Below are 22746 nucleotides of genomic sequence, written 5' to 3'. Positions count from 1 at the left end.
ATGCAATGGCGCCAAACAATGACTTAGTACATCCAAGACCAATGCCGGTTCGCCAAAGGCGAACCTCCATGTAAAGTGCGCGCATTATCCTGTGATTGACCGCCCCTGTCACTTGGCCGCGTACGAAGGCGCACATCGGGGTTGTCAGCACGCTTGCCACAGGCTCAAACTGGCAGCTTTTCCGCTGGTGCGCGACGACGCGGCCAGGCCCGTCCAGAGCGCTGGAACACACAGCGCCATACGTATCGATCATTCGGGGATCCTGACATGGAACTGGTTGTAAAAAGCGTAGCTGCTGCATCCGTAAAAACCGCCACACTGGTCCTTCCGGTAGGTGAAAACCGCAAGCTCGGCGCTGTTGCCCAGGCTGTCGACCAGGCCAGCGAAGGCGCCATCAGCGCCGTGCTCAAGCGCGGCGACCTGGCCGGCAAGCCGGGCCAGACCCTGCTGCTACAGAACCTTCCGGGCCTGAAGGCCGAGCGCGTGCTGCTGGTGGGCAGCGGCAAGGAAGAAGCCCTGGGCGACCGCGCCTGGCGCAAACTGGTAGCCAGTGTCGCTGGCGTGCTCAAGGGCCTGAACGGCGCTGACGCAGTACTGGCCCTGGACGATATCGCGGTCAGCAACCGCGACGCCCATTACGGCAAGTACCGCCTGCTGGCCGAAACCCTGCTGGACGGCGAATATGTGTTCGACCGTTTCAAGAGCCAGAAGGCAGAGCCGCGCGCGCTGAAAAAGGTCACCCTGCTGGCCGACAAAGCCGGCCAGGCCGAAGTCGAGCGTGCGGTCAAGCATGCCAGCGCCATCGCCAGCGGCATGGCCTTCACCCGCGACCTCGGCAACCTGCCGCCCAACCTTTGCCACCCAAGCTACCTGGCCGAACAGGCGAAGGAGCTGGGCAAGGCGCACAAGGCCCTCAAGGTTGAAGTGCTGGACGAGAAAAAGATCAAGGACCTGGGCATGGGCGCGTTCTACGCCGTGGGCCAGGGCAGCGACCAGCCGCCACGCCTGATCGTGCTCAATTACCAGGGCGGCAAAAAGGCCGACAAGCCATTCGTGCTGGTGGGTAAAGGCATTACCTTCGACACCGGCGGCATCAGCCTCAAGCCAGGCGCCGGCATGGATGAAATGAAGTACGACATGTGCGGCGCCGCCAGCGTGTTCGGCACCCTGCGTGCAGTGCTCGAGCTGCAACTGCCGATCAACCTGGTGTGCCTGCTGGCCTGCGCCGAGAACATGCCAAGCGGCGGTGCAACCCGCCCAGGTGACATCGTCACCACCATGAGCGGCCAGACCGTGGAAATCCTCAACACCGACGCTGAAGGCCGCCTGGTGCTGTGCGACACCCTGACCTACGCCGAGCGCTTCAAGCCGCAGGCGGTCATCGACATCGCCACCCTGACCGGCGCCTGCATCGTCGCCCTGGGCAGCCACACCTCCGGCCTGATGGGCAATAACGACGACCTGGTCGGGCAGTTGCTCGATGCCGGCAAGCGCGCCGACGACCGTGCCTGGCAGTTGCCGCTGTTCGAGGAATATCAGGAGCAACTGGACAGCCCGTTCGCCGACATGGGCAACATCGGTGGGCCGAAGGCCGGTACGATCACCGCGGGTTGCTTCCTGTCGCGCTTCGCCAAAGCCTACAACTGGGCGCACATGGACATTGCCGGTACCGCCTGGGTCAGTGGCGGCAAGGACAAAGGCGCCACTGGCCGCCCGGTACCTCTGCTGACCCAGTACCTGCTGGACCGCGCTGGCGCCTGAAGCCGTGAAGCCGGTGGTGCCTTGCGCGCCACCGGCCGGCGATTCCCACCATGAGCAAAGTCGACTTCTACATTCTGCCCACCGACTCGCTGTCGGCGCGGCTCGATTTCGCCTGCAAGCTGTGCGAGAAGGCCTGGCGCCTCGGCCACCGGGTCTATCTGCACTGCCAGGATGCCGAACAGCGCAGTGAACTGGACCAACGCCTGTGGCGCTTCAAGGGCGAGGCCTTCGTGCCCCACGACCTCGCCGAGGTGCATGCCGATGCTGACGTGGTTCTGGGCCTGGCTGACAACGCCGGCGAGCACCACGGTCTGCTGATCAACCTCGGCGCCAGCGTGCCGGGCTTTGTCGGGCAGTTCGAGCGGGTGGCCGAAATCGTTGTTGAAGAGCCGGCTATCCGCCAATCAGCCCGTGAGCGATTCCGTTTCTACCGCGAACAGGGCTATGCTCTGCAAGACCACCGCTTACAGCGACTTTGACGACGATGGACAAGCCCTCCCCTTTGCCCGATTCCGCCCATCTGCTCGATGACCTCGAGTCGATCCGTCAGCTGCTTGGCGACGCCGACCTGCAACCGCCACTGCTCACCGAGACGGTAGAGCAGATTCCGTTGCTGCTGGACGAAGCCACCAGCGACCCCGCGGCGCCCGCCGAACCGGTAGCTGCCGAGCCCGAGGACGACCCGCAGACCCGCCGCCAGGACACCCTGCTGCACCTGGAAAGCGAGCTGCGCGCCGCAGCGCAGATGATCATGCAGGACGTGATCAACGACTTTACCCCGCATATCGAGAACGAAATCAAGCGCCGGCTGGATGCGCGGATCGAGCGGCTGATCAAGCGTTCCGAGTAGAACCGGCAACGGTGTCGCCTGCTTCGCGGGCGCGCCCGCTCCCACAGGTTCGAAGCCTGCGCTTTGCCCGCGAAACAGGCGACACTGTTCCGACAGTTGTCAGCAGCTTGTCGCCTGCGGCCCCCAGCTTGGTTATACTTCCCGGCTTTCCCGAATAAATGCACAGGGTCCCGCCGCGCATGGATAAGACCTACCAGCCGCACGCAATCGAAACTTCCTGGTACAACACCTGGGAGTCCGAGAACTATTTCGCTCCACAAGGTGCAGGCGAGTCCTACACCATCATGATCCCGCCGCCGAACGTAACCGGCAGCCTGCACATGGGCCACGGGTTCAACAACGCGATCATGGACGCCCTGATCCGTTTCCGCCGCATGCAAGGCCGCGACACCCTGTGGCAGCCAGGCACCGATCACGCGGGTATCGCCACGCAGATGCTGGTCGAGCGCCAACTTGAAGCCAAAGGCCAGAACCGTCATGACCTGGGCCGCGAAAAGTTCCTGGAAAAAGTCTGGGAATGGAAGGATCAGTCCGGTGGCAACATCAGCCGCCAGATTCGCCGCCTGGGCTCGTCGGTTGACTGGAGCCGCGAGCGCTTCACCATGGACGACGGCCTCTCCGAAGCGGTAAAAGAAGCGTTCGTGCGCCTGCATGAAGACGGCCTTATCTACCGCGGCAAGCGCCTGGTCAACTGGGACACCAAGCTGCACACGGCCATCTCCGACCTCGAAGTGGAAAACCACGACGAGAAAGGCCACCTGTGGAACCTGCGCTACCCACTGGCCGACGGCGCCAAGACCGCCGAAGGCCAGGACTACCTGGTAGTTGCCACCACGCGTCCGGAAACCCTGCTGGGTGACGCTGCCGTGGCCGTCAACCCGAACGACGAACGCTACCAGGCACTGATCGGCAAATTCGTCGAACTGCCGTTGGTCGGCCGCCGCATCCCGATCATCGCCGATGACTACTGCGACCCCGAGTTCGGTACCGGTTGCGTGAAGATCACCCCGGCCCACGACTTCAACGACTACGAAGTCGGCAAGCGTCACAACCTGCCACTGCTGAACATCTTCGACAAGAACGCCTTCGTGCTGGCCAGCGCCCAGGCCTTCAACCTCGACGGCAGCGTTAACGAGCAGGTCGACACCCGACTGCCGGCCCAGTACGCCAACCTTGACCGCTTTGTCGCGCGCAAGCAGATCGTCGCCGACCTGGACGCCCAGGGCCTGCTGGTCAGCATCGACGACCACGCCCTGAAAGTGCCGAAAGGCGACCGCTCCGGCACGGTCATCGAGCCGTGGCTGACCGACCAGTGGTACGTTTCCACCAAGCCGCTGGCAGAACCTGCCATCGCCGCCGTGGAAGATGGCCGCATCCAGTTCGTGCCCAAGCAATACGAGAACATGTACTTCTCCTGGATGCGCGATATCCAGGACTGGTGCATCAGCCGCCAACTGTGGTGGGGCCACCGCATTCCTGCGTGGTACGACGAGGCCGGCCAGGTCTACGTTGGCCGCAACGAGGAAGAAGTGCGCGCCAAGCACAAGCTGGGCGCCGACGTGGTCCTGCGTCAGGATGACGACGTACTCGACACCTGGTTCAGCTCGGGCCTGTGGACATTCTCCACCCTGGGCTGGCCGGAACAGACCGAATTCCTCAAGAAGTTCCACTCCACCGACGTGCTGGTGACTGGCTTCGACATCATCTTCTTCTGGGTGGCGCGCATGATCATGCTGACCATGCACCTGATCAAGAACGAAGACGGCACCCCGCAGGTACCGTTCAAGACCGTGTACGTGCACGGCCTGGTACGTGACGGCCAGGGCCAGAAGATGTCCAAGTCCAAGGGCAACGTGCTGGACCCGCTGGACATCGTCGACGGTATTACCCTCGACGCCCTGCTGGAAAAACGCACCAGCGGCATGATGCAGCCCAAGCTTGCCGAGAAGATCGCCAAGCAGACCAAGGCCGAGTTCCCCGAAGGTATTGCCAGCTACGGCACCGACGCCCTGCGCTTCACCTTCTGCTCGCTGGCCTCGACAGGCCGCGACATCAAGTTCGACATGGGCCGCGTCGAAGGCTACCGCAACTTCTGCAACAAGATCTGGAACGCTGCCCGCTACGTGCTGGACAAGGGCGAAGACTGCGGCCAGAACGGCGAAGCCTACGAGCTGTCGCTGGCAGACCGCTGGATCATCTCGCAACTTCAGCGTACCGAAGCCGAAGTAACCCGCCAGCTGGAGCAGTTCCGCTTCGACCTGGCCAGCCAGGCGCTGTACGAGTTCATCTGGAACCAGTACTGCGACTGGTACCTGGAGCTGTCCAAACCGGTACTGTGGGACGAAAATGCCCCGGTAGAGCGCGCTCGCGGCACTCGCCGCACCCTGGTGCGCGTACTGGAAGTGGCACTGCGTCTTGCGCATCCGTTCATGCCGTTCATCACCGAAGAAATCTGGCAGCGCATCGCGCCGCTGGCCGGCATCGACGGCAAGACCATCATGCTGCAGCCATGGCCAGTGGCCAACGAAGCACGCATTGACGCCGCTGCCGAAGGCGACATCGAGTGGCTGAAAGAGTTGATGGTCGGCCTGCGCAATATCCGCGCCGAAATGAACATCGGCCCCGGCAAGCCGCTGCCGCTGTTCCTGAAGAACGCCAACGCCGACGACCAGCGCCGCCTGCAGGAAAACGAAGCGCTGCTGAAGAAGCTGGCCAAGGTCGAGTCGTTCACCGTACTGGGTGATGCCGACGAAGCGCCGCTGTCCGCTACCGCCCTGGTAGGTGACCTGCAAGTGCTGGTGCCAATGGCCGGGCTGATCGACAAGGATGCCGAGCTGGCGCGCCTGAACAAGGAAATCCAGCGTCTGCAAGGTGAAGTGCAACGTGTTGGCGGCAAGCTGTCCAACGCAGCCTTCGTCGACAAGGCCCCGCCTGCGGTGATCGAGAAGGAACGCGCCAAGCTGGCCGAGTCCGAACAGGCCCTGGCCAACTTCACCGAGCAGCATGCGCGGATTGCAGCGCTGTAATCACTAGAGAGACCGTTGGGGCCGCTGCACGGCCCTTTCGCGACACAAGGCCGCTCCCACAGGACGGCGCCAACCTTCAAGGCGCCACCCTCCTGTGGGAGCGGCCTTGTGTCGCAAAAGGGCTGCGTAGCAGCTCCAGGGTCTTCAAGCCACCGCTCGTATAGGGCTGGACACTGCCATGACCCCGAACAAACCCACCCTGCACCCGCGCAACCGCCACCAGGGTCGCTACGACTTCCCCAGCCTGATCAAGGCCCACCCTGATCTGGCCCGTTTCACCATCACCAACCCCCACGGCAAGCCCAGCATCGACTTTGCCAACCCCGAAGCCGTCCGCGTGTTCAACCGTGCACTGCTCAAGGCCCAGTACGGCATCCAGCACTGGGACATCCCAGCCGATTACCTGTGCCCGCCCATTCCTGGCCGTGCCGACTACATCCACGTAGCCGCCGATCTGTTGGCCGATGACAATGCCGGCGACGTCCCAAGGGGTGCCCAAGTGCGCGCGCTGGACATCGGCGTGGGGGCCAACTGCATCTATCCACTGCTGGGCTACAGTGACTACCGCTGGCGCTTCCTCGGTTCGGACATCGACCCGGTGGCGCTGGCCTCGGCCAAGGCTATCGTCCAGGCCAATGGCCTGGGCAAAGCCATTACCCTGCGCCAGCAGGCCAACCGAGCGCACATCCTCAGCGGCCTGCTGCAGGAGGGCGAACGCTTCGACCTGACCCTGTGCAACCCGCCCTTCCATGCCTCACGCGACGAAGCCACCCGCGGCAGCCAGCGCAAATGGAAGAACCTCGGCAAACAGGACCCCAAACGCAAGCTGCCCGTGCTGAACTTCGGTGGCCAGAACAATGAACTGTGGTGCGAGGGTGGCGAAATCCGCTTTGTCACCCAGCTGATCGGCGAAAGCGTGCAGTACGCCGAACGGGTACTTTGGTTCACCAGCCTGGTGTCCAAGGCCAGCAACCTGCCGGGCATCGAAGCCGCGTTGAAGAAGTCCGGCGCCAAGGCCGTACGCATCATTGAGATGGGCCAGGGGCAGAAACAGAGCCGCATGGTCGCCTGGAGCTTCCTTGACGACGCCGCACGCCAAGCCTGGCACGCCCAGCGTAAATCACAGGCATGAAAAAACCGCGCCCGGGCAAGCCGGGCGCGGTTTCGTCAAAGCAACAATTACTTGTTGATGGCGTCGGTCAGCACTTTGGCTGGAACGAACTTGACGACTTTCTTGGCAGCGATTTCGATGGCAGCGCCAGTCGAAGGGTTGCGGCCGGTACGGGCAGGACGCTCGGAGACTTTCAGCTTGCCGATGCCTGGCAGAGTGATTTCAGCGCCGTTTTCCAGTTGGTCAGCAACGATCTGGCCCAGTTGCTCCAGAGCGTTCTTGGCGGTGGCTTTTGGCGCGGCGATCGATTCGGCGATGTCGGCAATCAGTTGGTCTTTGGTCAATGCCATGGTGGTGTTCCTTCCCTATCAAATTCGATGGTTAAGCAGCGGACTACGACGTTATCGGGCCAGCCCCTTGAAATGGAGGGCCGCGCCAATTGCGTATGTAGATACGAAAATCGGCGTTTGGTTCGACACGACGAAAGCTTGCTGCCAGCAATGCGCACACGAGGGGCGCAAGACCGCGCAAAACTACCACATGAATGGATAAATATCCGCTTCGCACTTTGATTAAATGCAGGTTTTTCGGGGGTTTCAGCTGAAAACACAGAAAATTGAACAAAAAACGAACAACCGACATATCTGCCAACATACGGCCACTGCATCACCTCAGGTCTAGGTTAAACTTGGCAACTTTTGCAGCTCGCCGAGAATTCCATGCCAATCCGTCATTGCATCGTTCACCTGATCGACAAAAAGCCCGATGGCAGCCCCGCCGTACTGCATGCTCGCGACTCCGAACTGGCTGCCTCCGATGCCATCGAAAACCTCCTGGCCGACCTCAATGACAGCTACAACGCCAAGCAAGGCAAGGCCTGGGGCTTTTTCCACGGCGAATCGGGCGCCTACCCGCTGAGTGGCTGGCTGAAGCAGTACCTGGATGAAGAAAAAGACTTCACCGCCTTCAGCCGCGTGGCTGTCGAGCATCTGCAGAAGCTGATGGAAGAGTCCAACCTGTCCACCGGCGGCCACATCCTGTTTGCCCACTATCAGCAAGGCATGACCGAGTACCTGGCGATCGCCCTGCTGCACCATAGCGAAGGCGTGGCGGTGAATGCCCAGCTCGACGTGACCCCTTCCCGTCACCTCGACCTCGGCCAGCTGCACCTGGCAGCACGCATCAACCTGTCGGAGTGGAAGAACAACCAGAACTCCAGGCAGTATATTTCGTTCATCAAGGGCAAGAACGGCAAGAAGGTGTCGGATTACTTCCGCGACTTCATAGGCTGCCAGGAAGGCGTCGACGGCCCGGGCGAAACCCGCACCCTGCTCAAGGCCTTCAGCGATTTCGTCGAAAGCGAAGACCTGCCGGAAGAATCCGCCCGCGAAAAGACCCAGACCCTGGTCGAGTACGCCACCACCCAGACCAAGCTGGGCGAGCCGGTGACGCTCGAAGAGCTGTCCAGCCTGATCGACGAGGACCGCCCCAAAGCGTTCTACGACCACATCCGCAACAAGGACTACGGCCTGTCGCCGGAAATTCCTGCTGACAAACGCACCCTCAACCAGTTCCGCCGTTTCACCGGGCGTGCCGAGGGGCTGTCGATCAGCTTCGAGGCACATTTGCTGGGGGACAAGGTGGAGTATGACGAAGCGGCGGGGACCTTGATCATCAAGGGGCTGCCGACAACCTTGGTGGATCAGCTGAAGCGCCGCAAGGACTGATTTCCCCCAAGCCGCCAAAGGAGGCCACCAGTGCCTCCTTCGCCGACTTGCGCAGCCGTTTCACCAACCGCTCCTGGCGCAGCGCCGCGCTCTTGTCCGGCCACTGCTCCACATACACCAGCGCCTGGGCCGGGCTGGTCTTGAAATAGCGGGCGCCCTGCCCTTTCTGATGCGCGGCGAACCGACGCTGCGGGTCATCGCTGATGCCGCAATACAACGAGCCATTGGCAGCCCTTACCAGATAGACAAACCAGGGCTTACCCATTGCAGGTTCGACGACTTCACTCACCCTGGGCCTGCTGGAATGCGCGCAACCCCTTGAATGCCTGCAGGCGGACCTTGTTCTGCATCAGCGGCGACCACCCCAGCAGCATTCCAGGAACACCCAACGCTTGCCGCGACCAGCGCCACAGGTCAAAGGTGTCGTCATGCTGGCAAATCAGCCCATCACGAATGACAAAGCGTGCCTGGATATCGTTGACCACAACACGGCCGGTCTGGCTGAACAGGTAGGTAGCCACCCAGTGCGCGCTGCCACTGTGCTCATCTGCGCGTATGCTGTCGAATGTCAGGGTGAAGTTCTTGGCGCGGGTGGTGAGCATCCGCCACATATCGCCTGCGTCCTTGCCGCGCAGGGTGCCGAACACCGGGTCGCTGAAAACGATATCGTCGCTGTAGCAGGCCAGCATGGCGTCGGCATCCAGGCGCTGGAAAGCCTGGTAGAAACGGGTGATCAGGGCGCGGTTGGCATCGCTCATTGGGGGCTGGTCCGTCCTAGGTTCGAAAACTGCACGATAATCTGCCCCGGTGGCTTATGCCAGTCCCGCCCTCTTGGCAGGCACGAGGACGGGACTGCTAAAACAGGCCTCAGACTTTTTCGCAGGTCACCTGCACATGCAACGCCCGCCCGGCACCCAGCCCGAACACCACGGCGCCAACGCCCAGCACCGCAAAAATCCAACCCAGTGCCGTCCAGCCGCCGGTCAGGTCATGCACCAGCCCCACCGCAAAAGGCCCCATCGAGGCCAGGGTATAACCCACCCCTTGGGCCATGCTCGACAAGTTCGCCGCCACGTGGGCGTCCTTCGAGCGCAGCACGATCAAGGTCAGCGCCAGGGCAAAGGTACCGCCCTGCCCCAGGCCCAGCACAATGGCCCACCCCCACAGTCCGGAAAGTGGCGCATACAGGCAACCGAACAGCCCCGCCAGCGTGCCCGACATGACCACCACGATTGCCAGCCGCTGGTCCTTGCCGCGGGTGGCCAGCCAGGGGGCGCTGAGCGAACTGATCAACTGCACGATTACCGACCCTGACAGCACCAACCCTGCCTCGGTCGGGGTGAGGCCGCGGCCGATCAGGATCGATGGCAACCAACCGAACACGATGTAAGCCAGTGATGACTGCAGGCCCATATACAGGGTCACCTGCCAGGCCAGTGGGTCACGCCACAAGCCTCGCACGCGATAGGCCACCTTGTGCAGGCCATGCCCCTGACGGGCCTGTGGCAGCCACACCAGCATGGCCAGCAAAGCCGGCAGCACCCAGAAGCCCAACCCCAGTGCCCAGCTGCCGTCGAAATGCTGGGCCAAAGGTACGGTGGCACCTGCGGCCATGGCCGCGCCCAGGCATAACGCCATGGTGTATACACCGGTCAGCGTGCCAGCGTGCTGTGGAAAGTCGCGCTTGACGATACCGGGTAACAATACGCCGATAATGCCGATGCTGGCCCCCGCCATCAGGCTGCCGAGGAACACCCCGATTGCCCCAAAGGTACTTCGTACCACAAGGCCAAGTGCCAGAGTGAGGAGGATGCCAAGAATCACTCGCTCGCTGCCAAAGCGCCGCGCCAGCAACGGCGCCAAGGGAGCAAACAGGCCAAGGCAGAGCACCGGCAAGGTGGTCAGCAAGCCAGCCTGTGAAGCATTCAGCCCCAAGCCTTCAGATACTTGGCCCAGCACCGGCGCCATGCTCGACAATGCCGGGCGCAGGTTCAAAGCCACCAGCACCAGGCCCAGCAGCAACAGCCAGGGCCGCCGCAACACCACAGCCTGCTGCTGGACCTGTTCGTCGTCAGCTTCAGCGTCGATCAGCAGCTCATCGAGATCCCGCTCGTTCGACGGGGAATTACGGGTGATGGATTCAGCCATGGCCTTCTCGGTCTCAGGATTCAATGAGGATACGGGTCAGGCGCTTGGCCCGTTCAGCGTCACGTTGCTCGATGGCGTCGAGGATCTGTCCATGCAAGTCGAACGTGGCCTGGCAGCGCGGAACGGTGGCCATATTGTGTTGCAGCGCGGCAGCCACGACCCCGGAAAAGTAACGGTAAAGCTCGCTTAATGCCGGGTTGTGGGCGGCATCGACCAGCCGCTGGTGGAACACCAGGTCGCAGGCCACATAGGCATCGACATCGCCGTGAAAATGCCCGGCACTGCCTTCCAGGGCATCCCGTAGCGCTTGCAGGTCGGCATCGGTACGGCGCAAGGCCGCCAGCCCGACGGCCTCCGCCTCGAGAATATGGCGGGTTTCACGGGCCTGCTCGGGCGTACACCGGGACATCGCGTGCACCGCCTGCAGCGGGTCCTGGGCAGTGCGCAGGTAGCTGCCGTCGCCCTGGCGAATTTCCACCAGGCCACTGAACGCCAGCACGCGCATGGCCTCACGCACGGTGTTGCGGCTGATGCCCAGCTGCAAGGCAAGCTCTGGCTCGGTAGGCAGGCGCTGACCGACCTGCCAATCGCCCAGCACGATGCATTCGCGCATGCGCTCTACCGCCAACTCCACCAGGGAGCGCTTGGTCAGCTCTGTATTCATGCCACTCAACCAATCATCCGACGAATTGATGCAGCTTACTGGATTGCAGGCAAAGAGGTAAACCACCTGGTATTTCTGCCAGTTGTGGGCATGCCACTTTGTTGCAACGCTCGTTGCGTGCTTTCAAGGATGCGACCCCATGCGACTGGCAAGTTTGCTGTTATTGCTGTTCCTGGCCCTGCAGCCGGGCTGTGACCCGGCCCGGCACCCGAGCCGCCCTAAAACCTTGCTCATCGGCCTTGACGGCGTGCAATTGCAGCAGTACCTGCAATTGGGCGATGCGACCAACCTGAAACAGCGGCTGCACTACGGCAAGGCTTACGCCGGGGGGATCAATGGTAAAGCCAGCGAGCAACCCACCTTGAGTGGCCCAGGCTGGATCACTTTGCTGACCGGCGTGTGGAGCGACAAGCATGGCGTTGAATCGGACGACGACTCGCAACGGGTAAACCCGGCGTTTCCTAGCCTGTTCAAGCGGCTACGCCTGGCCTACCCCAATGCCTACCTCTCCAGCATCGTCAACTGGTCGCCCATCAACACGGCATTTCTGCTGGAGGACGCCCATGGCGCCGATGTACGCGAAAGTGGTTTGCCAGATGAACAAGTGATTGAACGAACGTTGCAGATCCTCGGCGACACACCCGCTGATTTCACGTTCATTCAATTGGACGAACCTGACCAGATTGGCCATCACAGGGGTTATGGTGAGCGCTATGCGCAGGCGTTGCGCAAGGCCGACAGCGAGATCGGGCGGCTGTTGGACAAGGTAGGCCAGCGGCGTCGCATGTTCCCACAGGAAGACTGGCTGGTACTCGTCAGTACCAACCATGGCCGGGACTATTGGGGCAAAGGCCATGGCGGCGCTTCGGAGCAGGAAAAGAGCATCTTCATCGCCAGCAACAAACCGTTGAATCAGGAACTGACCGAGCTGAGCATTCCTGTGGAAATGCCTGGGCCCGGCGGTCTGTACGGGCTTCCCGCGCAGACCTCGGTAGCGCCCACGGTGCTGCGCCACATGGGCCTCAAGCTGCAGCCGGAATGGCTATTGGACGGCACGCCTTTACTGGGTGATACCGGCGTGCGCAAGGCGCGGGCCGATGAAAACAAAGGACGGCTACGCTGGAACAGTAACGCCAAGGGTTATCTGACCATTATCAAGAACGGCCATGTGGTTGCCCAGGTTGCGGCCAGAGACGAGCAATGGACCGATCCGGAGGGGATGGACAAGCAGAACGATTATGCACTGGTACTGGATGGTACACCGGCGGCAGTGCGCAACAGGCCGGCAGCCAAGCCGTTTGTAATCGAAGACCGCCGCTATTAAGCCCTTGGGAAGCAACAGCTCTGTCGTTCCTCAAGGGCTTGCGCGCCCCCCCCCGTAGGAGCGGGTTCACCCGCGAAAGGGCCGGACCTGCTGGCCAATTACCACCCGCCATTCACCGTTGCCGCCGCTACCGTATTCGCGGGTAAACCCGCTCCTACATTGGACGCGCACAGGCTGTTGTAGGAGCGGGTTCACCCGCGAATGGGCCGGGCCTGCTGGCCAATTTCCACCGACCGTTCGCCGCTGCCGCCGCTACCGTATTCGCGGGTAAACCCGCTCCTACGATGGACGCGCACAGGCTGTTGTAATCGATGGACTCGCCCCCGCCGAGGCATCACAGTGCCACGGTGGTGTTCGAAGAAGCCAACGGCAGCGAGGGCGAGACCATGAAAAAGCATAGTTCGAAACACGATTCCCTGTCTTCCACTGATGTGGAGCTTTGCACAACCATCTGCGTAGACCTGGCCAAACAGGTCTTCCAATTAGCAGGCGAGGACGCTACTGGGCGGGTGATCTACGAAGATCGCATCAAATCCCGCCAAGCGTTCCACGATTTCCTGCTCAGGCTGCCAACGACCGTGGCCGTCTTGATGGAGTGCGGCCCAGGTGCGCAAGCCTGGGCCAGACTGCTGCAGGCCAAAGGTAATCCGGTTCGCATCCTGCCGGCGCAACGTGTCGCCGAACATCGCAGCGGTGCTAAGAACGATCGTAACGACTGCTATGCCATTTTGCGTGCCGGTCGCGATACGAGCATCGCTTCGATACCGATCAAGAGCACCACTGCACTGGCTATTCAAGCGCTGCACCGTATCCGGCGCGGTAACATCAAGCGACATACCGCGCTGGGTAATCAGATCCGTGGTTTGCTACTCGAGCATGGCGTATCCATGCCCCAGGGCGATGCCGCGATCAATAAGCATGTGCCTCAGGCGCTTGAGGATGCTTCCTTGCCTCTACCCGACCTGTTGCGCGAGTTGCTCGATGAGTTGCTGATGGACTGGTTGTCTCTAGGTGAACGCATAGCGGCGCTGAGCCGCCGGCTCGAAGCGACTGCCCAAGAGGATAAAGTCGCTCAGCGACTGATCACCATTCGCGGCGTCGGCCCTATCATTGCCACGGCGATCGTGGCGAAACAGACCGACCCCAGCCGCTTCGCCAGTGGCCGAATGTATTCCGCCTTCTTCGGTATCGTGCCCGATCAGCACAGCAGCGGAAACAAAATCAGATTGGGCAAGATGAGCAAGCGCGGTGACGGCTACATACGCAGCCTGATGATCCAGGGCGCGCATTCCGTCTTGAGCCAGCTAAGGCCTGATTCCGATCAGCCAGATGATCGCCGCCTCTTGCGTTGGCTATCCCGCCTTGGGCGCAAGGAGGCGGCGATCAGGCTGGCTAATCGAAATCTGCGGATTATCTGGGCCCTGTTACAGAGCGATCAGGTTTACCAACGCAAACCGAACGAAAAACCGGAGGCGGCTATGAGCCTCTGACCCACCGGGTAATGCCACCGGGGCGCTAGGCGCTCCAACCCCTGCTAGTGAACATTGACCCTAGGTAAGACCGTCGCAGACCGATGCCTCCGCTCCTACAGGCCTGATAGTGGCCTCAATGTAAACGGCACACTGCGAGCTCACCACGATGTTGGCCAGAAGCAAAAAGCTTCCTCGAACAGGCCTGATACATAGATGCAACCGGGTTCCTATGTTCAAAAAAGCAGCTAGACAGTGTGGGCGAGTCCATACATAGGAGCGGGTTCACCCGCGAAGGGGCCGGGCCTGCTGGCCAATTTCCACCGACCGTTCGCCGCTGCCGCCGCTACCGTATTCGCGGGTAAACCCGCTCCTACACGTCAGCTCAACGCATCCAGCAGCGCCTGGTTCATTTCCGGCGTACCGATGGTAATCCGCAGGAACTGGGCAATACGCGGCTGCTTGAAGTGACGCACGATCACGCCCTGCTCGCGCAAGCGTGCCGCCAGCTCGCCGGCATCCTGCTGCGGGTGGCGGGCGAAGATGAAGTTGGCCGCCGACGGCAGCACCTCAAAGCCCTTGGCCTGCAGCTGACCGACCAACACCTCGCGGCTGTCTATTACCTTGCGGCAGGTTTCCTCGAAGTACTCACGGTCTTCGAACGCCACCGCCGCGCCGACGATAGCTGCACGGTCCAGTGGATAGGAGTTGAAGCTGTTCTTGATCCGCTCCAACGCCTCGATCAGGTCCGGATGCCCCACCGCCAGGCCAACTCGCAGCCCCGCCAGCGAGCGCGACTTCGACAGCGTCTGGGTAACCAGCAGGTTATCGTAGCGGTCCACCAGGCTGATCGCCGTTTCACCACCGAAATCGATGTAGGCCTCATCCACCACCACCACCGAATCACGGTTGGCCTGCAGCAACTCCTCCACCACCTGCAACGGCATCAGGCAACCGGTCGGCGCGTTGGGGTTGGGGAAGATGATGCCAGCGTTGGGCTTTTTGTAGTCCTCAATGCGGATCTGGAACTGCTCATCCAGCGCCACCTGTTCGAAGGCAATGCCGTACAGGCCACAGTAGACCGGGTAGAAGCTGTAGCTGATGTCCGGGAACAGCAGCGGCGCATCGTGCTGGAACAGGCCGTGGAAGATGTGCGCCAGCACCTCGTCCGAACCGTTGCCGACAAACACCTGCGCCGGGGTCACGCCGTAGTACTCGGCCACCGCTTGCTTGAGACGGTCACCGTTCGGGTCCGGGTACAGGCGCAGGTTATCGTTCAGCTCGCCGCGCATGGCCTCCAGCGCCTTGGGCGACGGGCCATAGGGGTTTTCGTTGGTGTTCAGCTTGACCAGGCGGGCCAGCTTGGGTTGCTCGCCCGGCACGTAAGGCACCAGGTCCTTGACGAAGGGGCTCCAGAATCGACTCATGCTCAGTTCCCCTTCTCTTGGGTCAAAATACGGTATTCAGCGCTGCGGGCGTGGGCGGTCAGCGACTCGCCACGGGCCAGGACCGAGGCAGTGTGGCCCAGTTCGGACGCGCCCTGTTCGGAGCAGAAGATGATCGACGAACGCTTCTGGAAGTCATACACCCCCAGCGGCGACGAAAAACGCGCGGTACCTGAAGTGGGCAGCACGTGGTTAGGGCCAGCGCAGTAATCGCCCAGCGCTTCGCTGGTGTGGCGGCCCATGAAGATCGCGCCAGCGTGGCGAATGTGTGGCAGCCAGGCTTGCGGGTCGGCCACCGACAGCTCCAGGTGCTCCGGTGCAATGCGGTTGGCCACGTCCATGGCCTGCTGCATGTCACGCACCTGGATCAGCGCACCACGGCCATTGATCGACTTCTCGATGATATCGGCACGTTCCATGGTCGGCATCAGCTTGTCGATGCTGGCAGCCACACGATCGAGGAAGGCGGCATCCGGGCTGACCAGGATGGCCTGGGCGTCTTCGTCGTGCTCGGCCTGGGAGAACAGGTCCATGGCAATCCAGTCCGGGTCGGTCTGACCGTCGCACACCACGAGAATTTCCGAGGGGCCGGCGATCATGTCAATGCCTACCTGGCCGAACACGTGGCGTTTGGCGGTGGCAACGTAGATGTTGCCCGGGCCGACGATCTTGTCCACCTGCGGCACGCTTTCAGTACCGTAGGCCAGCGCAGCCACGGCCTGGGCACCACCGACGGTGAACACCCGGTCGACACCGGCGATGCAGGCAGCCGCCAGCACCAGCTCGTTGACCTCACCACGCGGGGTCGGTACCACCATCACCACTTCAGCCACGCCCGCGACCTTGGCCGGGATGGCGTTCATCAGCACCGACGACGGGTACGACGCCTTGCCGCCCGGCACATACAGGCCAGCACGGTCCAGCGGGGTGACCTTCTGGCCGAGCACGGTGCCGTCGGCCTCGGTGTACTGCCAGGAATCCTGCTTCTGCCGCTCGTGATAAATGCGCACACGGTTGGCGGCCTTTTCCAGGGCCTCGCGCTGGACCGGGGTAATACGGGTCAGCGCCAGTTCCAGGCGCGCGCGATTGAGGATCAGGTCGTCAATCGACTTGGCGTCAACACCATCGAAACGCTGGGTGAATTCCACCAGCGCCGCATCACCGCGTTCACGCACGGCCTTGATGATGTCGAGCACGCGCTGATTGACCGCGTCATCGGACACACTTTCCCAGCTCAGCAGATGATCCAGATGTCGGGCGAAATCCGGATCAGCGGCGTTGAGACGGGCAATTGCAGTGGACACGGTCATGGCGAGGGCCTCGTAATATTAGCGAATGCTCAGGCGCCCTAGGGGATTGTGCGAAAAGTGCCTGCGCGACGATCATGCTACGTTAAAAACAGGCTCGGAATGCTCATTTGCAACCAGCAAAGTCGGGCGCGACCCCGGCCGTTCCTCGCCTGTTTTCGTTCTTGCATGATCGCCGCTCGGCGACTTTTCGCACAATCCCAAGCTACCAGTCCATCCGCGCGGGCACCCGAGAAAAATGGCTATGACGCGGATAGACGGGCGCGACAGCGAAGGTCGCGCACAGGAGTCAACCGCGGTGTCGCGATTCGACCGCTTGACGCAGCGTGTCGATCAGGCTCTGGATACGGGCGTGCTGCATTTTCATGGAGGCTTTGTTGACCACCAGGCGAGAGCTGATCGTGGCGATCAGTTCCTGGGGTTCCAGGCCGTTGGCACGCAGGGTGTTGCCGGTGTCGACCACGTCGATGATCTTGTCGGCAAGGTTGATCAGCGGTGCCAGCTCCATCGAGCCATACAGCTTGATGATGTCGACCTGGCGACCTTGTTCGGCATAGTAACGCTTGGCTACGTTGACGAACTTGGTGGCCACGCGCAGGCGGCCCTTGGGCTCGGCTGCGCCGACTACGCCCGCGGTCATCAGCTTGCATTGAGCAATCTGCAGGTCCAGAGGCTCATACAGGCCCTGGCCGCCGTACTCCATCAGCACGTCCTTGCCGGCCACACCCAGGTCGGCAGCGCCATGCTCGACATAGGTCGGCACGTCGGTGGCACGCACGATCAGCAGGCGTACATCGTCCTGCGTGGTGGGGATGATCAGTTTGCGGCTCTTGTCCGGGTTTTCGGTCGGCACGATGCCGGCCTCGGCGAGCAACGGCAAGGTATCGTCGAGAATACGGCCTTTGGAAAGCGCGATGGTCAACATTGGAACGTCGGTCCTTAAGCGGCTGCTGCCGGCCAGGTCATCGACCTGGCCGCATTCAATTCAAAAGGTGCGTCCTTGCACCCGCGGGGTACTAGCCCGGTACGCGGCGGATTTTCGCGCCGAGCATCTGCAGTTTTTCCTCGATGCACTCGTAACCACGGTCGATGTGGTAGATGCGATCGATCAGGGTATCGCCTTCGGCAACCAGCGCCGACAGCACCAGGCTGGCAGAAGCACGCAGGTCGGTGGCCATGACCGGGGCACCCTTCAGCGCCTTGACGCCAGTGACGATGGCGGTGTTGCCTTCGACCTGGATCTGCGCGCCCATGCGGTGCATTTCGTAAACATGCATGAAGCGGTTTTCGAAGATGGTCTCGATCACCGCGCCAGTGCCTTCGGCAATGGCATTCAGCGAGATGAACTGCGCCTGCATGTCGGTCGGGAACGCCGGATACGGGGCAGTACGCAGGTTGACGGCTTTCGGCCGCTTGCCATGCATGTCCAGTTCGATCCAGTCTTCGCCGGTGTTGATGTCGGCACCCGCTTCCTTGAGTTTTTCAAGCACGGCTTCAAGGATGGTAGGGTCGGTGTCCTTGACCTTGACGCGGCCACCGGTCACGGCAGCGGCAACCAGGTAGGTACCGGTCTCGATGCGGTCCGGCATCACGCGGTAGTTGGCCGAATCCAGTCGTTCGACACCATCGATGGTGATGGTGTCGGTACCGGCGCCCTGAATGTTCCCGCCCATGGCGTTGATGAAGTTGGCCAGGTCGACCACTTCAGGCTCACGCGCGGCGTTCTGCAACACGCTGCGGCCCTTGGCCAAGGCAGCGGCCATCATGATGTTCTCGGTACCGGTCACGCTGACGGTGTCGAAGAAGAAGTGCGCGCCACGCAGGCCACCTTCAGGCGCCTTGGCCTTGATGTAGCCGCCTTCCACTTCGATCTTCGCCCCCATGGCCTCAAGGCCACGGATGTGCAGATCGACCGGGCGCGAACCAATGGCGCAACCGCCAGGCAGGGCCACTTCGGCCTCGCCGAAACGGGCAACCATCGGGCCCAGCACCAGGATCGAGGCGCGCATGGTCTTGACCAGCTCGTACGGCGCGACCAGGGTCTTGATGGTGCGTGGATCGATCTCCACCGACAGCTTTTCGTCGATCACAGGCTCGATGCCCATGCGCCCGAAGAGCTCGATCATGGTGGTGATGTCGTGCAGGTGCGGCAGGTTGCCCACGGTGACCGGGCCATCGGCCAGCAGAGTGGCTGCCAGAATCGGCAGGGCTGCGTTCTTCGCGCCCGAAATGCGGATCTCGCCGTCAAGGCGAGCGCCGCCAGTAATAATCAGTTTGTCCATTGGAGTCTCGCCGCCAAGTTGGCTCAGGTGCGCTCAGCCCAGGCTGCGCTGCTGAAAAATTTCATGGTTACCGCATGGATGCTGCCATTGGCGATCCACGGATTCAGGTGAGCATAGATCGCCTGCTGGCGTTTGACCGGACTCAGGCCAGCCAACTCGTCGCTGATCACGTTCAACTGGAAGTTGCAGCCTTCGCCTTCAACTTCGACCCGGGAACCCGGCAATTTCTCTTCAAGGAAGCTTTTAACTTCTACGGCCTGCATGCTCAACCTCAATCGGCGCCCGATGCGCACGGGTCGGCCATCATACAAAAAAGCCCCTCGCCTGCGAAGCCCAACGAAGGCTTCGCTGACCGAGGGGTCATCATCCGTGCCTGGCCACTAGCTTGCCAGCACTTCATCGAGATCATAGACCTCGGCAATTTCCCGCATGTCGTCAGGCATGCCACGCACCTCGCACGCCTTGCCAGTGGCCTGAGCATCCCGCATGTACGCCAGCAGTAGCGACAGGCCGACACTCGACGACTTCTCGACAGCCGAGCAATCAAGCACCAGTCGCGGCTCGCGCGAGCCATCGATCAGCACTTTGCCTTGCTTGCGCAAGGCCGGGCCGCTGCGGTAGTCCAGCACGCCAGCCAGACGCAGCACGCCCGGCTCTGCCATGCTTACAGCGGCCTCACTCATTTGACGCTCTTCTCTGGCGAGTTGTCGGCAGCCTGCTTGGCCTTGGCCACTTCGCCGGCCCAGCCGTCGATGGTCTTGTCCAGGTCATTGCCGTTACGCTGCATGGCATCGGCGAACTGGTCACGGAACAGCTTGCCGATGTTGATGCCGTTGACGATCACGTTACGCACCTTCCACTCGCCGCCAATGTTCTCCAGGGTGTACTGCACGGGGTACACGGCACCGTTGTTGCCGGTAACCTTCATGCCGACACTGGCGCGCTTGCCGTCATCGGCTTTAGCCGGGTCGACAGTGATGCCCTGGTTGTTGTACTCGAGCAAGGCATTGCCATAGAACTGCATCAGGCTGCGCTTGAAGTTTTCCTGGAAGCGCTGCATCTGCTCCGGGGTCGCCTTGCGGGAGTATTTCACGGTCATGATGCTGCGCGAGATACCGTCAGCATCCACCACCGGGCCGAGAATGCGGTTGAGCGAGTCATAGAAGGCGTTGGGGTTGGACTTGTACTGCTCCTTGTTGGCCTTGAGGTCACCGAGCAGTTCATTGGTGGTGCTTTGAACCACTTCGTGCGGTGTCTGCACAGCCAGGGCCAGCAGGGGGAAGGCCGCCAGCAGCACCAGCAAGCCACGTCGCAGGATCGAAATCATGGGTACTCCTTAATTAGCCGGTTGCGCTTCTTTCGGTTCCTTGCCAACAGAGTTGAGCAGGAACTTGCCAATCAGATCCTCCAGCACCAGTGCCGACTGAGTGTCATGGATGGTTGCACCATCCTTGAGAACGTCGTCTTCACCGCCAACGCTGATGCCGATGTACTTCTCACCAAGCAAACCGGCGGTCAGGATCGAGGCAGTGGAGTCGGTCGGCAGGTTATCGACCGACTTGTCCAGCTGCAACGTCACCCGACCGGTGTAGGAATCACGGTCCAGATCGATGGCGGTGACCTTGCCGATGGTCACACCGGCCATGGTCACTTTAGCTCTGACCGTCAAACCGGCGATATTGTCGAAGTAAGCATAAACTTTATAGGTATCGCTGCTCGGGCTGGCCGACAGCCCGCTGACACGCAGGGCCAGCAGCAGCAGCGCCAGGATCCCGGCCAGGAGGAACAGGCCGACACCGATTTCCAGGGTGCGGTTTTGCATCAGAAATCTCCAAACATCAAGGCGGTCAGAATAAAGTCCAGACCCAGCACTGCCAACGAGGCATAGACCACGGTCTTGGTGGTTGCACGACTGATCCCTTCTGAGGTGGGCTCACAGTCGTACCCCTGGAATACGGCGATCCAGGTCGAGACGAAAGCAAACACCACGCTCTTGACCAGCCCGTTGAGCACGTCGTCAGTGAAAGAAACACTGTTCTGCATGTTGGCCCAGAACGAGCCCTCGTAGACACCCAGCCAGTCCACCGCCACCCACGAGCCACCCCAGATACCGACCACGCTGAAGATCAGCGCCAGCAGCGGCAGCGAGATGAAACCGGCCCACAGGCGTGGCGCAACGATGTACTTGAGCGGGTCGACACCGATCATTTCCAGGCTCGACAACTGCTCGGTGGACTTCATGTTGCCGATTTCGGCGGTCAGCGCGGAACCGGCACGCCCAGCGAACAGCAACGCCGTTACCACCGGACCAAGTTCACGCAGCAGGGTCAGGGCGACCATCTGCCCTACCGCCTGCTCCGAGCCGTACTTGGTCAGGATGCTGTAGCCCTGCAGCGCCAGCACCATGCCGATGAACACACCGGACACGACGACGATCGCCAGCGACAGCACACCCACCGAGTACAACTGCTTGGTCAGCAGCTGGAAGCCGCCGCCAATACCACCGCGACCGACCAGTGCATGGAACAGGAACAGGCACGAACGCCCGAGCACGGCCAGCACGTCGATTGCCGAGCGGCCCAGCAGGCGGACACGTTCGAGTAAGGATTTTCTGCGCATCAACGCGCCCCCAGCAGGTCGGCGCGGTAGTCAGGCGCGGGAAAGTGGAAGGGAACCGGGCCATCCGGGTCGCCTTTCATGAATTGGCGGATCCGTGGATTGTCCGAACCCATCAGCTCATCAGGCGTCCCCTGGCCCAGCACCTGGCCGTCACCTACCACGTAAATGTAGTCGGCGATGCTGGCGGTTTCTGCCAGGTCATGGGAAACCACGATGCTGGTGATGCCCAGGGCATCGTTGAGCAGGCGAATCAGGCGCACCAGTACCCCCATGGCGATCGGGTCCTGGCCGACGAACGGTTCGTCGTACATGAGGATCTGCGGGTCCAGGGCAATCGCCCGGGCCAGCGCTACACGGCGCTTCATGCCACCGGACAGCTCGTCGGGCATCAGGTCGATGGCACCGCGCAGGCCCACGGCCTGCAGCTTCATCAACACGATGTCACGGATCATTTCGTCCGACAGCTGAGTATGCACGCGCAGCGGGAACGCGACGTTCTCGAACACATCGAGGTCGGTGAACAACGCGCCGCTCTGGAACAGCACGCCCATCTGCTTGCGGGCGTCGAACAGGTCGCTGCGCGACAGCGTCGGCAGGTTCTGCCCGGCAACCCATACCTCACCGCTCGAGGGGCGCAACTGTGCGCCCATCAGGCGGAGCAACGTGGTCTTGCCGCACCCCGATGGCCCCATGATGCCGGTGACCTTGCCGCGCGGGATGCTGATGTCCACGTTGCTGAAAATGCTGCGCGAACCACGTTTGAAGGTTACTCCCTTCAACTCGACCGCGTAGGCGCTATCCACACTCATCTAGACTCCTTGCTAATGCAGCCTCGTCCTAATGGACGCCGGCCTCCATCTGGAAGGCACACGCACCCCTGACAGGCCGAATAGCGGCGAACTATAGCACCGCTGACAGCCACGCCCCAAGGCCGGACAAGCAGTCGTTCAGCCCCGGGACAGGCTTTGGTGGTATTCACTGCAACAATCGAGGAGGTGAGGGTTTTCATCATT

Annotated in this window: 23 protein-coding genes; 8 read left to right on the top strand and 15 right to left on the bottom strand. The window is 61.7% G+C overall.

The features are described 5' to 3' along the window. Positions 1-267: 267 nt before the first annotated feature. The 5 genes from ACI7M0_RS05015 to rlmF all read left to right on the top strand — a co-directional run bounded on the left by ACI7M0_RS05015 (position 268) and on the right by rlmF (position 6769). Positions 268-1761 (top strand): leucyl aminopeptidase, encoded by a 1494-nt coding sequence (locus tag ACI7M0_RS05015; protein ID WP_104960861.1) that lies wholly within the window; start codon positions 268-270, stop codon positions 1759-1761. A gap of 50 nt (positions 1762-1811) precedes the next feature. Then, complete coding sequence (locus ACI7M0_RS05010) at positions 1812-2240, top strand: DNA polymerase III subunit chi (RefSeq protein ID WP_010952168.1); 429 nt, start codon at positions 1812-1814, stop codon at positions 2238-2240. Positions 2241-2245: 5 nt separating this feature from the next. After that, positions 2246-2611 (top strand): DNA polymerase III subunit chi, encoded by a 366-nt coding sequence (locus ACI7M0_RS05005; RefSeq protein WP_129933780.1) that lies wholly within the window; start codon positions 2246-2248, stop codon positions 2609-2611. A 179-nt stretch (positions 2612-2790) separates the two neighbouring features. Continuing rightward, positions 2791-5637: a valine--tRNA ligase gene (locus tag ACI7M0_RS05000; protein ID WP_020191205.1), complete on the top strand. Its 2847-nt coding sequence runs from the start codon at positions 2791-2793 to the stop codon at positions 5635-5637. A gap of 178 nt (positions 5638-5815) precedes the next feature. Then, positions 5816-6769, top strand: coding sequence for a 23S rRNA (adenine(1618)-N(6))-methyltransferase RlmF (gene rlmF / locus ACI7M0_RS04995; RefSeq protein WP_010952165.1), 954 nt, complete (start codon positions 5816-5818; stop codon positions 6767-6769). Positions 6770-6816: 47 nt separating this feature from the next. Here the strand turns inward: rlmF and ACI7M0_RS04990 are convergent, their stop codons facing one another. Then, the gene (locus ACI7M0_RS04990) at positions 6817-7098 is read right to left on the bottom strand and encodes an HU family DNA-binding protein (protein WP_003255106.1); all 282 of its coding nucleotides are present in this window, start codon (positions 7096-7098) and stop codon (positions 6817-6819) included. A gap of 369 nt (positions 7099-7467) precedes the next feature. Here ACI7M0_RS04990 and yejK point away from each other — a divergent pair, with 369 nt between their 5' ends. Continuing rightward, on the top strand, positions 7468-8475 hold the full coding sequence (gene yejK / locus ACI7M0_RS04985) for a nucleoid-associated protein YejK (protein ID WP_010952163.1): 1008 nt from the start codon (positions 7468-7470) through the stop codon (positions 8473-8475). Here yejK and ACI7M0_RS04980 read toward each other — a convergent pair. The 4 genes from ACI7M0_RS04980 to ACI7M0_RS04965 all read right to left on the bottom strand — a co-directional run bounded on the left by ACI7M0_RS04980 (position 8423) and on the right by ACI7M0_RS04965 (position 11287). Next, entirely contained in the window at positions 8423-8764 is a 342-nt protein-coding gene (locus tag ACI7M0_RS04980) for a GIY-YIG nuclease family protein (protein ID WP_049586473.1), read from the bottom strand. The genes yejK and ACI7M0_RS04980 overlap by 53 nt on opposite strands. Continuing rightward, entirely contained in the window at positions 8757-9233 is a 477-nt protein-coding gene (locus ACI7M0_RS04975; protein WP_010952161.1) for a nuclear transport factor 2 family protein, read from the bottom strand. Before ACI7M0_RS04975 ends, ACI7M0_RS04980 begins: the two co-directional genes overlap by 8 nt. 109 nt (positions 9234-9342) lie before the next feature. Beyond that, the gene (locus tag ACI7M0_RS04970) at positions 9343-10623 is read right to left on the bottom strand and encodes an MFS transporter (protein ID WP_064493186.1); all 1281 of its coding nucleotides are present in this window, start codon (positions 10621-10623) and stop codon (positions 9343-9345) included. 13 nt (positions 10624-10636) lie between these two features. Further along, on the bottom strand, positions 10637-11287 hold the full coding sequence (locus ACI7M0_RS04965; RefSeq protein WP_010952159.1) for a FadR/GntR family transcriptional regulator: 651 nt from the start codon (positions 11285-11287) through the stop codon (positions 10637-10639). 139 nt (positions 11288-11426) lie between these two features. On the opposite strand from ACI7M0_RS04965, the gene ACI7M0_RS04960 reads away from it, so the two are divergent. Then, positions 11427-12611, top strand: coding sequence for an alkaline phosphatase family protein (locus ACI7M0_RS04960; protein WP_129933779.1), 1185 nt, complete (start codon positions 11427-11429; stop codon positions 12609-12611). A 431-nt stretch (positions 12612-13042) separates the two neighbouring features. Continuing rightward, positions 13043-14101, top strand: a complete 1059-nt coding sequence (locus ACI7M0_RS04955; RefSeq protein WP_405314606.1) for an IS110-like element ISPpu11 family transposase — start codon at positions 13043-13045, stop codon at positions 14099-14101. Positions 14102-14460: 359 nt separating this feature from the next. On the opposite strand, the gene hisC is transcribed toward ACI7M0_RS04955, so the two are convergent. The 10 genes from hisC to ACI7M0_RS04905 form a co-directional block, all read right to left on the bottom strand. Continuing rightward, complete coding sequence (gene hisC / locus ACI7M0_RS04950) at positions 14461-15507, bottom strand: histidinol-phosphate transaminase (RefSeq protein WP_104960859.1); 1047 nt, start codon at positions 15505-15507, stop codon at positions 14461-14463. Between the two features lie 2 nt (positions 15508-15509). After that, positions 15510-16835 (bottom strand): histidinol dehydrogenase, encoded by a 1326-nt coding sequence (gene hisD / locus ACI7M0_RS04945; RefSeq protein WP_003255117.1) that lies wholly within the window; start codon positions 16833-16835, stop codon positions 15510-15512. Positions 16836-17121: 286 nt separating this feature from the next. After that, the gene (hisG, locus tag ACI7M0_RS04940; protein WP_003255118.1) at positions 17122-17757 is read right to left on the bottom strand and encodes an ATP phosphoribosyltransferase; all 636 of its coding nucleotides are present in this window, start codon (positions 17755-17757) and stop codon (positions 17122-17124) included. A 91-nt stretch (positions 17758-17848) separates the two neighbouring features. Further along, on the bottom strand, positions 17849-19114 hold the full coding sequence (gene murA / locus ACI7M0_RS04935) for a UDP-N-acetylglucosamine 1-carboxyvinyltransferase (protein ID WP_003255119.1): 1266 nt from the start codon (positions 19112-19114) through the stop codon (positions 17849-17851). Positions 19115-19137: 23 nt separating this feature from the next. Then, positions 19138-19377, bottom strand: a complete 240-nt coding sequence (locus ACI7M0_RS04930) for a BolA family protein (RefSeq protein ID WP_003255121.1) — start codon at positions 19375-19377, stop codon at positions 19138-19140. A gap of 117 nt (positions 19378-19494) precedes the next feature. Continuing rightward, positions 19495-19797 (bottom strand): lipid asymmetry maintenance protein MlaB, encoded by a 303-nt coding sequence (locus tag ACI7M0_RS04925; RefSeq protein ID WP_003255122.1) that lies wholly within the window; start codon positions 19795-19797, stop codon positions 19495-19497. Further along, entirely contained in the window at positions 19794-20441 is a 648-nt protein-coding gene (locus ACI7M0_RS04920) for a phospholipid-binding protein MlaC (protein WP_010952153.1), read from the bottom strand. The genes ACI7M0_RS04925 and ACI7M0_RS04920 overlap by 4 nt, the downstream gene beginning before the upstream one ends. Before the next feature lie 9 nt (positions 20442-20450). Continuing rightward, positions 20451-20936 carry an outer membrane lipid asymmetry maintenance protein MlaD gene (gene mlaD / locus ACI7M0_RS04915; protein ID WP_014755441.1) on the bottom strand — a complete coding sequence of 162 codons (486 nt, stop codon included), beginning with the start codon at positions 20934-20936 and terminating at the stop codon, positions 20451-20453. Beyond that, entirely contained in the window at positions 20936-21733 is a 798-nt protein-coding gene (mlaE, locus tag ACI7M0_RS04910; RefSeq protein ID WP_020192840.1) for a lipid asymmetry maintenance ABC transporter permease subunit MlaE, read from the bottom strand. The genes mlaD and mlaE overlap by 1 nt, the downstream gene beginning before the upstream one ends. After that, positions 21733-22542, bottom strand: a complete 810-nt coding sequence (locus ACI7M0_RS04905) for an ATP-binding cassette domain-containing protein (protein WP_010952150.1) — start codon at positions 22540-22542, stop codon at positions 21733-21735. The genes mlaE and ACI7M0_RS04905 overlap by 1 nt, the downstream gene beginning before the upstream one ends. Positions 22543-22746 lie beyond the last annotated feature (204 nt).

It is taken from the genome of Pseudomonas sp. 10(2024) (assembly GCF_045164175.1).
GTDB classification, from domain to species: Bacteria; Pseudomonadota; Gammaproteobacteria; order Pseudomonadales; family Pseudomonadaceae; genus Aquipseudomonas; species Aquipseudomonas alloputida.
This window is presented reverse-complemented; position numbering and strand designations above follow the sequence as displayed.

What these genes read in the sequence shown, in the direction of transcription:
- ACI7M0_RS05010 (WP_010952168.1), top strand. Translation starts at nt 1,812, where the DNA reads ATGAGCAAAGTCGACTTCTACATTCTGCCCACCGACTCGCTGTCGGCG.
- mlaD (WP_014755441.1), bottom strand. Translation starts at nt 20,936, where the DNA reads ATGCAAAACCGCACCCTGGAAATCGGTGTCGGCCTGTTCCTCCTGGCC.
- ACI7M0_RS04960 (WP_129933779.1), top strand. Translation starts at nt 11,427, where the DNA reads ATGCGACTGGCAAGTTTGCTGTTATTGCTGTTCCTGGCCCTGCAGCCG.
- ACI7M0_RS04970 (WP_064493186.1), bottom strand. Translation starts at nt 10,623, where the DNA reads ATGGCTGAATCCATCACCCGTAATTCCCCGTCGAACGAGCGGGATCTC.
- ACI7M0_RS04925 (WP_003255122.1), bottom strand. Translation starts at nt 19,797, where the DNA reads ATGAGTGAGGCCGCTGTAAGCATGGCAGAGCCGGGCGTGCTGCGTCTG.
- ACI7M0_RS05000 (WP_020191205.1), top strand. Translation starts at nt 2,791, where the DNA reads ATGGATAAGACCTACCAGCCGCACGCAATCGAAACTTCCTGGTACAAC.
- hisC (WP_104960859.1), bottom strand. Translation starts at nt 15,507, where the DNA reads ATGAGTCGATTCTGGAGCCCCTTCGTCAAGGACCTGGTGCCTTACGTG.
- mlaE (WP_020192840.1), bottom strand. Translation starts at nt 21,733, where the DNA reads ATGCGCAGAAAATCCTTACTCGAACGTGTCCGCCTGCTGGGCCGCTCG.
- hisG (WP_003255118.1), bottom strand. Translation starts at nt 17,757, where the DNA reads ATGTTGACCATCGCGCTTTCCAAAGGCCGTATTCTCGACGATACCTTG.
- ACI7M0_RS05005 (WP_129933780.1), top strand. Translation starts at nt 2,246, where the DNA reads ATGGACAAGCCCTCCCCTTTGCCCGATTCCGCCCATCTGCTCGATGAC.
- ACI7M0_RS04930 (WP_003255121.1), bottom strand. Translation starts at nt 19,377, where the DNA reads ATGCAGGCCGTAGAAGTTAAAAGCTTCCTTGAAGAGAAATTGCCGGGT.
- rlmF (WP_010952165.1), top strand. Translation starts at nt 5,816, where the DNA reads ATGACCCCGAACAAACCCACCCTGCACCCGCGCAACCGCCACCAGGGT.
- ACI7M0_RS04990 (WP_003255106.1), bottom strand. Translation starts at nt 7,098, where the DNA reads ATGGCATTGACCAAAGACCAACTGATTGCCGACATCGCCGAATCGATC.
- ACI7M0_RS04965 (WP_010952159.1), bottom strand. Translation starts at nt 11,287, where the DNA reads ATGAATACAGAGCTGACCAAGCGCTCCCTGGTGGAGTTGGCGGTAGAG.
- ACI7M0_RS04975 (WP_010952161.1), bottom strand. Translation starts at nt 9,233, where the DNA reads ATGAGCGATGCCAACCGCGCCCTGATCACCCGTTTCTACCAGGCTTTC.
- ACI7M0_RS05015 (WP_104960861.1), top strand. Translation starts at nt 268, where the DNA reads ATGGAACTGGTTGTAAAAAGCGTAGCTGCTGCATCCGTAAAAACCGCC.
- ACI7M0_RS04905 (WP_010952150.1), bottom strand. Translation starts at nt 22,542, where the DNA reads ATGAGTGTGGATAGCGCCTACGCGGTCGAGTTGAAGGGAGTAACCTTC.
- hisD (WP_003255117.1), bottom strand. Translation starts at nt 16,835, where the DNA reads ATGACCGTGTCCACTGCAATTGCCCGTCTCAACGCCGCTGATCCGGAT.
- yejK (WP_010952163.1), top strand. Translation starts at nt 7,468, where the DNA reads ATGCCAATCCGTCATTGCATCGTTCACCTGATCGACAAAAAGCCCGAT.
- murA (WP_003255119.1), bottom strand. Translation starts at nt 19,114, where the DNA reads ATGGACAAACTGATTATTACTGGCGGCGCTCGCCTTGACGGCGAGATC.
- ACI7M0_RS04920 (WP_010952153.1), bottom strand. Translation starts at nt 20,441, where the DNA reads ATGATTTCGATCCTGCGACGTGGCTTGCTGGTGCTGCTGGCGGCCTTC.